Source organism: Synechococcus sp. R6-7 (assembly GCF_047461695.1).
Taxonomy (GTDB): domain Bacteria; phylum Cyanobacteriota; class Cyanobacteriia; order Thermostichales; family Thermostichaceae; genus Thermostichus.
In genome coordinates this window covers 1-7411 of record NZ_JANSHS010000350.1, presented here as the reverse complement: position 1 = coordinate 7411, position 7411 = coordinate 1, and the positions used below count along the sequence as shown (strand labels likewise).

Below are 7411 nucleotides of genomic sequence, written 5' to 3'. Positions count from 1 at the left end.
TCAGGAGAGTTCAGCGTGAATGTATCAGAATTAAGACAATCTCATGTCTACCGGGATCCCTGAATGGGATGGGTAACACTGAAACTAGGTCGCAGAAGCGGCGCGTAGCGCAATCTCAAGGAGCCGAACATGAGCAAGAGCTTGCTGGAGCAATTGCGACAGATGACTGTCGTGGTGGCTGATACGGGGGATATCAACGCCATCGAGAGCTTTAAGCCGCAGGATGCCACCACCAATCCCTCTTTGATCACAGCGGCTGCCCAAATGCCCCAGTACCAGGGCATTGTCGATGAAACCTTGCTCAAGGCCCGCCAAGAACTGGGATCCAAAGCCGACATCAAAACCGTGGTGGCCCACGCCATCGATCAACTGGCCGTGGCCTTTGGCGTGCGCATTTTGTCCATCATTCCTGGCCGGGTCTCGACGGAGGTGGATGCCCGCCTCTCTTACGACACAGAAGCCACAGTTGCCAAAGCCCGCCATTTGATCGAGCTCTACAAGGCGGCAGGAGCGGATCCCAGCCGGGTGCTGATTAAAATTGCCTCGACTTGGGAAGGGATCCGGGCTGCCGAGATCCTGGAGAAAGAAGGGATCCATTGCAACCTCACCCTGTTGTTTGGCTTGCACCAGGCCATCGCCTGCGCCGAAGCGGGGGTGAAGCTGATCTCGCCCTTTGTGGGCCGCATCTTGGATTGGTACAAGAAACACACGGGCCGGGAGAGCTACCCTCCTGCCGAAGATCCGGGGGTGCAGTCGGTGACCCAGATTTACAACTACTTCCGCAAATACGATTTTCCGACGGAAGTGATGGGGGCCAGCTTCCGCAACATCGGGGAGATCATCGAGTTGGCCGGCTGCGATCTTCTCACCATCTCACCGGCGCTGCTGGCGGAGCTGCAGAACACCGAGGGTTACCTGGAGCGCAAACTGGATCCGGAAAAAGCCAAGAAAATGGACATCCCGCGCCTGGTGATGGATCGAGCTACCTTCGACCAGATGCACCGGGAAAACCGCATGGCCTCAGAAAAGCTGGAAGAAGGGATCCAGGGCTTCTCCAAAGCGCTGGAGGTGCTGGAAAAACTGCTCACCGAGCGGCTGCAGAAGCTGGAGGGTGCCAAGGAAACCATTACCCACGCCGCCCAGGATGTCTTCCGCCTCTACGACCTGGATGGGGATGGCTTCATCACCCGCGAGGAGTGGATGGGGGCAGATCGCGTTTTCGATGCCCTGGATACCAACCAAGATGGCAAAATTACCCCTGAGGAAATGTTGGTCGGCCTAGGGGCGGCGGTCTATCTGAAGAATTAGCCGCTGGCAGCCGGCCTGGGAAAACCTCAAGGTCTATGGGCGAGAACTTTCGCCACATCGGAGACGGGGTGGCCGCCCTGGAAGCGCAAGCCCGCCGCTGGATTGCCCAGCGGCTGCAAGGGATCCCTTACGATCCGCCGCCGGGGCCAGCAGCCAGGCAGGTGCTGCATTGGATCGAGACGGATCTGCTGCCGCGCCTGCAGCAAACCCCCCAGGAGCTGGAGAACCTGCTGCATGGGCTAGGGGGCGGCTATGTGCCCAGCGGCCCTTCCGGCGCCCCCACCCGAGGCCGAGTGGACGTGTTGCCCACGGGGCGCAACTTTTACTCGGTGGACATTCGCGCCATCCCCACCCCCACCGCCTGGCAGGTCGGCTCACTGGCCGCCGAGCGGCTGGTGGAGCGCTACGTGCAAGAGCAGGGGGAATATCCCCGTCGCCTGGGCCTATCCGTTTGGGGCACTTCAACTCTAAGAACTGGCGGCGACGATTGGGCCGAGGCCCTGGCGCTCTTGGGGGTCAAACCCCGCTGGGATGGAGGACGGGTGGTGGACATCGAGATCCTGCCTGTAGCGGTTTTGGGCCGCCCCCGTGTGGATGTAACCTTGCGCATTTCTGGCTTCTTTCGCGATGCCTTTCCCAATCTGATTGCCCTGTTTGACCGGGCCGTGCAGGCCGTGGCTGACCTGGAGGAGCCAGAAGCCGACAATCCCCTGCGGGCCCACGTGCTGGCCGATACCCAGTACTGGCAGGAGCAAGGGATCCCAACGCAAGCAGCGGCGGAGCGGGCGCGGCTGCGCATCTTCGGTTCCAAGCCAGGGGCCTACGGGGCCGGCCTACAGGGGCTGATCGAGGCGCAAAACTGGGAAACAGAAGCGGATCTGGCCCGCGCCTACCTCAACTGGAGCAGCTACGCCTACCGGGCCGATGGCGAGGGAGAGCCGGCCCCCGAAGCCCTGCGGCGGCAATTGGCCCACCTGCAAATTGTGCTCCACAACCAAGACAACCGCGAGCACGACCTGCTGGACTCCGATGACTACTACCAGTTTCAAGGGGGGATGGTGGCGGCAGTGCGAACGCTCCAGGGCCGCAACCCGCGGATTTACTTCGGGGATCACGCCCGTCCCCACAACCCTAAGATCCGCACCCTGGCCGAAGAAATTGACCGCGTCTATCGCGCCCGCGTGATCAACCCCAAGTGGATTGCCGGCGTGATGCGCCACGGCTACAAGGGCGCCTTCGAGATGGCTGCCACCCTGGACTACCTCTTTGCCTACGACGTCACCACCCATGCTGTGCCGGATTTCATGTACGCCGGCCTGGCCCGCGCCTACCTATTGGATCCCCAAGTCCAGCAGTTCCTGCGATCCCGCAACCCCTGGGCGCTGCGGGACATGAGCGAGCGGCTGCTGGAAGCCCACCAGCGGGGCTACTGGCAAGAGCAGGCCCTGGAATTGCTGCCTCAGATCGAAGCCCTGATGCTGGAGATGGAAGCCTACCTGGAATCCCGCTCTCCCGTGGCGAGAGAAGGTTAAGTTCTGCTAAGATTTTTTCATCCAAACCAGTTGTGGAGGGATCCCAGGCCATGAGCAAATCTGAGCTGTTGCGAGAGATTCTGGGGCCACTGTTGGAGGACTACCGCTACTGGTTTGAGCGTTCTCGCCGCTTTTTGCAGGAAGAGACCCTGGAATTGATCAGCCCAGAAGAGCAGCAGTCCTTGCTGGAAGAGGTTTTGGCTGCCCAGGCGGAGCTACAGGTAGCCAAAGCGCTTTATCAGGCCTCTGATCAAGAGGTTGGCATCGACCCTGGGCTGATGGCAAAATGGCATCGCCTGCTGATGAAATGTGCCGAATTGGGCCGTCAATTTCGCCAGATTCACCCCTCCCCCGACCTGTAATGCTGCAGATTCTCTACCTCATCGCTTTTGTGGCCATTGCCTTTTTGGCCCTGCGCAACTTGGTTGCCAATGTCATCACACTGGGTGTGGAAGAGCGCAAGGCCTCTCCTCGTCGTGCCCGCAAGCGGATCCCTCACCCAGAGCTGCTGGATGAAGATGGCAACCTCACCGAGGAGCCTCTACTGGTGATTCGCTCGGCCAGCTTGGAAGAAGCTCGCAGCCGTTTGGAAGATCTCTATTCCGGCTCGCCGGACGAAGACTAGGGGAGTTTCTTGGGCTTCCTCTCTTGGAGGGGCTGCAGTAGCCTGGAAAGGTGCCGTGCGCCATTTGCCCGAGCGTCTGGTGGGCGAGTCAACGGAGATGGGATCCGACTTCAACGTGGAATCGGTGCTGGAGGCGGTGCTCGGCAAGCTGAAGGTTTTGGCGGAAACGGGACAAACCTTTGGTCAGCCGATCACTATTGGTGAGACGATTATTGTCCCTTACATGTCCTTGCATTTTGGCTTGGGTGGGGGAGGGGGCAACTTTGGAAAGACTGCTCCTGGCTGTCGCGGCAACGGCGGGGATCCGGCCAGTCTGTTCGGGGGAGCGGGGGGTGGGGTGCGCATCGAGCCAGTTGGCTTTCTGGTGATCCGAGGCGAGCGAGTGGAGCTGCTGACCACCGTCCAGAAGCCCGACCAGTGGAACCAACTCAGCGAGACTCTGGTGCCCCTGTTGCAGCAGTGGCTGCAAAATCGTGCCGGCAACTCCTGAAGGGACTAGCCGCGAATGTGAAGGCGGGATCCCTGGGGAGAGGGCTGTACCTCGATGCGGTGGGGGAAAGCATCCTGCAGGCTGGGGATGTGGGTAATCACCAAGATGCAGGCAAAGTCCGGGGCGATGGCGTTGATGGCAGCCAGCAGTTGGGCGCGCCCGGTGGCATCCTGGGATCCAAACCCCTCGTCGATGATTAAGGTTTGCAGGTCGGATCCCGAGCGCTGGGTGAGCAGGCGGGACAGGGCCAGGCGAATGGCGAAGTTGATGCGGAAGGCTTCTCCACCGGAGTAAGTCTCGTAGGGGCGGGTGCCGTGGGGATCGGCAATGAGAATGTCGAGGGTGTCATAGGGACTCCGTCCCGCTACGGAGGACAGCTTGGCCGGTGAGCAATAGCGTCGCCCGGAGCGCTGGGTAACCAATTGCAGGTGCAGGCGGTGTTGGGTAAGGCGGGCCAGGATCTGGTTGGCCTGGGCTTCCAGCTCGGGCAGGACATTTTCGACGATCAGGGCGGGGATGCCGTTGCGACCGTAGGCATTGGCCAGCTCTTGGTACACCTGCTGCTGGCGGCGGGCCTGTTGCAGTTGCTGTTCCAGCTCGGCCTGTTCCGCCTGCTGTTGAACCGCCTGTTGTAGCCGTTGTTGGGTGGCCCCTATCTGAGACAGCACCTCATCCAGCCGCCGGCGGTGCTCCCGCAGGGTTTGGCGGATCCCTTCCAGCTGAGCAGGCAAAACCTCGGGATGCTCCGCCAGTTGTTGCTGAAGCCGTTCCAACTCTTGGGTGGCTTGGGCAAAGTGCTGGCGGCTTTCCTGCAGGCGTTGGGATAAGGCTTGGGTGCGGGCTGCCACCTCCGGCAGTTCCTGGCGGGCCACCTGTAGGGCTTGCAGGCGCACCGGCCAGAGTTGCGCTTGGGCCAGTTCGGCTTTCACCTGCTGGTGCAGGGATCCATCGTAGCCCAGGTGGTTTAACGCCTGTTCCACCTGAGCCAACCGCTCCGCCAGGGGAGAATCCGATCCCACTGGCGGGACGGAGTCCTTGGATCCCACCTGTTGCAGGGTTTCCAGTTGTGCCTGTAGGGAGGCGATTTGCTCGCAGAGGCGAGAGCGGCGCTCTTGGGCCTTGCGGAGTTCTTGAGAGCGGCCCAGGGCCCAGCGCCAGCGCTCCAGTTCTCCCCGTTGTAGGGCGTGCTCGCGCTCGTCATAGCCCAGTTGGTGCAGGGCCTGCTGGATCTGCTGGAGCTGTTGCCGAGCTTCTTGAGCGTAAGCTTCCCGGTCAAGGATTTCCCTCAACTCTGCCGCCTCTGCTTGCCAGAGCTGGATTTGCCGACAGCGCTCCTGCTCGGCTTCCCACTGCTGTTGCAATCGCCCTTGAAGGTGCAGGCGCTCATCCCAAGTGGCCAGTTCTTGGCTAAGACGGCGGTATTCTTCTTGCAAGAGTTCGATCTCCCGGTCGGCCACCGCCAGTTGTTCGCGGATAACAAACAGTTCGCCGGCAATTTCCTCTTGACGCTCGCGGTGTTTTTTCAGCACCACATCCCGCAGGCGCGGGCTGAGGGGACGGGCGCAGAGGGGGCAAGTCCAGTGGCGATGGCGCTGCGGAGCCATAAAGCCGGATCCCTGCGGCTCTGGTGTTGGCGTTGCGGGGGATGACTCGGCAGGTTGACCGGCGGAAGATAGGGCCGGGGATCCCTTCTCTTGTTCGGCTGCCTCCTCGACAAGGGCCGTCACCCTCGCCAAAGTGGGGATGGGGCGGCGCTCTCCCTGATCTTGTTCGCCTCGCGGAGCACTTTGAACGGGAAACGCCTCTTGACCTTCATCCCAGCTGGTCACCAACAGGCGGCAGCGTTCTTCCTCCTGTTGCCACTGTTGCTGGAGAACCCGCTGGCGTTCCTGGAGCTTTTGCACGAACAGCCGTCGTTCTTGGACTTTTTCCAACACCTGCTGCTGGTAGAGACGCCGTCGCTCCAGCTCTGCCAAGGCGGCCTCTCCTTCGGCAATTTTCTGCTCCAGGTGCTGCTGCTGCTGGGCTAGAGTTTCCTGGCTTTGCAGTTGCTGGCTGAGAAGCTGGAGGCGGGCTTGCAGACGTTCCCGCTCGCGGCGGATTTGCTCTTGCCAATGCTGTTGCTGCTGGAGAAGGACGGCGGCTTGAGCTTGGGCTTGGTTCAGGGCCTGGAGACGCTCTTGAGCTTGCTGGTAGTGGCGCAGGCCGATTTCGATGCGTTCCTGTTCTGCCAGCAATTGGGCATCGGCTTGGGCCTGGGCTTGGCAGGTGGCCAACTCCTGTTGCAGCCGTTGCATCTTGCGCAGTTGCTGCTGTTGCTGCTCGGCTTGCTGGGCTTGCAGCTTTTGGCGTTCTTGGAGCAGATGCTGCTGTTGCTCGAAGAGGTGGTGGAGATGGCGATCTTGGGCCATCAGGGCTTGGTAGCGTTCGTAACCCGCCAGGATGTCTTCACTCTGGGCGATCAGCTCTTCCAACTGGAGCAGGTGCTGTCGCTGGGCACGCCACTGTTGCTCGGTGTGCTGTAGGTTGGTGCCGAGCTTTTGCAAGTGTTGGGTAAGGTGTTGGTGGCGCTCCTGCAGGATGCAGCGATGTTCGTAGAGGCGCTCTAGGGCTTGCAATTCCTGCTGTTGCTGGGCTAGGAGCTGCTGCAGATGAGTTTGCCGTTGTTGGAGTCGCTCCAGCTCGGCTTGGATTTGGCAAACGTGGGCCTGTTGTTGGTTGAGCTGCTGCAGGCGCTCTTGGAGCAGATCGGCTTTGAGTTTGGCACTGCGCGCCTGTTCCCGGCAGCGGTCGGCCAGCAAATCGTACTGCCCCAACTTGAGCATGTCGGCCAAGATCTGCTTGCGCTCGCCGGGACGCTTCAGAGTGAAGGCATCTGCTTGTCCTTGTCGCAGATAGGCGGAGTGAATAAAGGTCTCGTAGTCGAGGCTGAGCTGACTTTGAATGGCCTGTTGGGTGGCGCGCATGCCGCGGCGGGTCAAGCTACGCCAGCGAGGTTGGCCGTCGGTTTCTCCGGTTTGAATTTGCCACTCCAGGGATCCCTCGCCCGATAGATGACGGCTGCGCAGGATGCGGTAGGTTTGTCCTCGCGAGCGGTAGATCACCTCTACCCAGGCTTCGCTGGCCCCCTTGCGGATGAGATCGCTATCGTTGCTGGCCCGGCTTTGCCCCCAGAGGCCCCAGGTGAGGGCGTCGAGCAGGGCGGACTTGCCTGCCCCATTGGGGCCACAGATACAGGCGGTGTGGATCCCGCGCAGATCCAAAACGGCGTGAGCGTAACAGAGAAAATTGTGCAAGGTTAGGCGAACCGGGATCACAGAAAACTCTGAGGGGCTCTGGTTGCTGGAAAAAATGAGGTTGAGCCATTTGATCCAGAGTATCGCGTCAGCGGTGGGGAGCAACAATGAGGAGTGAGAAGTGAGGAGAGAGGAGCATGACTCTAGTCAATAATAAGCT

At 60.8% G+C, this 7411-nt stretch carries 5 protein-coding genes and 1 pseudogene; 5 read left to right on the top strand and 1 reads right to left on the bottom strand.

The genetic code is table 11. The features are described from left to right. Positions 1–129 precede the first annotated feature (129 nt). From NW815_RS10475 to NW815_RS10455, 5 genes and pseudogenes are all read left to right on the top strand, one after another. On the top strand, positions 130–1308 hold the full coding sequence (locus NW815_RS10475; RefSeq protein ID WP_414389793.1) for a transaldolase: 1179 nt from the start codon (positions 130–132) through the stop codon (positions 1306–1308). 50 nt (positions 1309–1358) lie between these two features. Next, positions 1359–2840 (top strand): annotated as a pseudogene (locus NW815_RS10470) (cobaltochelatase subunit CobN); the annotation flags it as partial. A 50-nt stretch (positions 2841–2890) separates the two neighbouring features. Then, positions 2891–3202: a DUF2605 domain-containing protein gene (locus NW815_RS10465; RefSeq protein WP_041436371.1), complete on the top strand. Its 312-nt coding sequence runs from the start codon at positions 2891–2893 to the stop codon at positions 3200–3202. Continuing rightward, positions 3202–3465, top strand: a complete 264-nt coding sequence (locus NW815_RS10460) for a DUF2973 domain-containing protein (RefSeq protein ID WP_011432739.1) — start codon at positions 3202–3204, stop codon at positions 3463–3465. The genes NW815_RS10465 and NW815_RS10460 overlap by 1 nt, the downstream gene beginning before the upstream one ends. Before the next feature lie 55 nt (positions 3466–3520). Beyond that, the gene (locus tag NW815_RS10455) at positions 3521–3955 is read left to right on the top strand and encodes a GerW family sporulation protein (protein ID WP_414415985.1); all 435 of its coding nucleotides are present in this window, start codon (positions 3521–3523) and stop codon (positions 3953–3955) included. Between the two features lie 5 nt (positions 3956–3960). Here NW815_RS10455 and NW815_RS10450 read toward each other — a convergent pair whose 3' ends face one another. Further along, the gene (locus tag NW815_RS10450; protein WP_414415984.1) at positions 3961–7356 is read right to left on the bottom strand and encodes an AAA family ATPase; all 3396 of its coding nucleotides are present in this window, start codon (positions 7354–7356) and stop codon (positions 3961–3963) included. Positions 7357–7411: the final 55 nt, after the last annotated feature.

Bases quoted from the DNA above. Each gene is read 5' to 3' on its own strand.
- NW815_RS10475 (WP_414389793.1), top strand. From the start codon at position 130: ATGAGCAAGAGCTTGCTGGAGCAATTGCGACAGATGACTGTCGTGGTG.
- NW815_RS10465 (WP_041436371.1), top strand. From the start codon at position 2,891: ATGAGCAAATCTGAGCTGTTGCGAGAGATTCTGGGGCCACTGTTGGAG.
- NW815_RS10460 (WP_011432739.1), top strand. From the start codon at position 3,202: ATGCTGCAGATTCTCTACCTCATCGCTTTTGTGGCCATTGCCTTTTTG.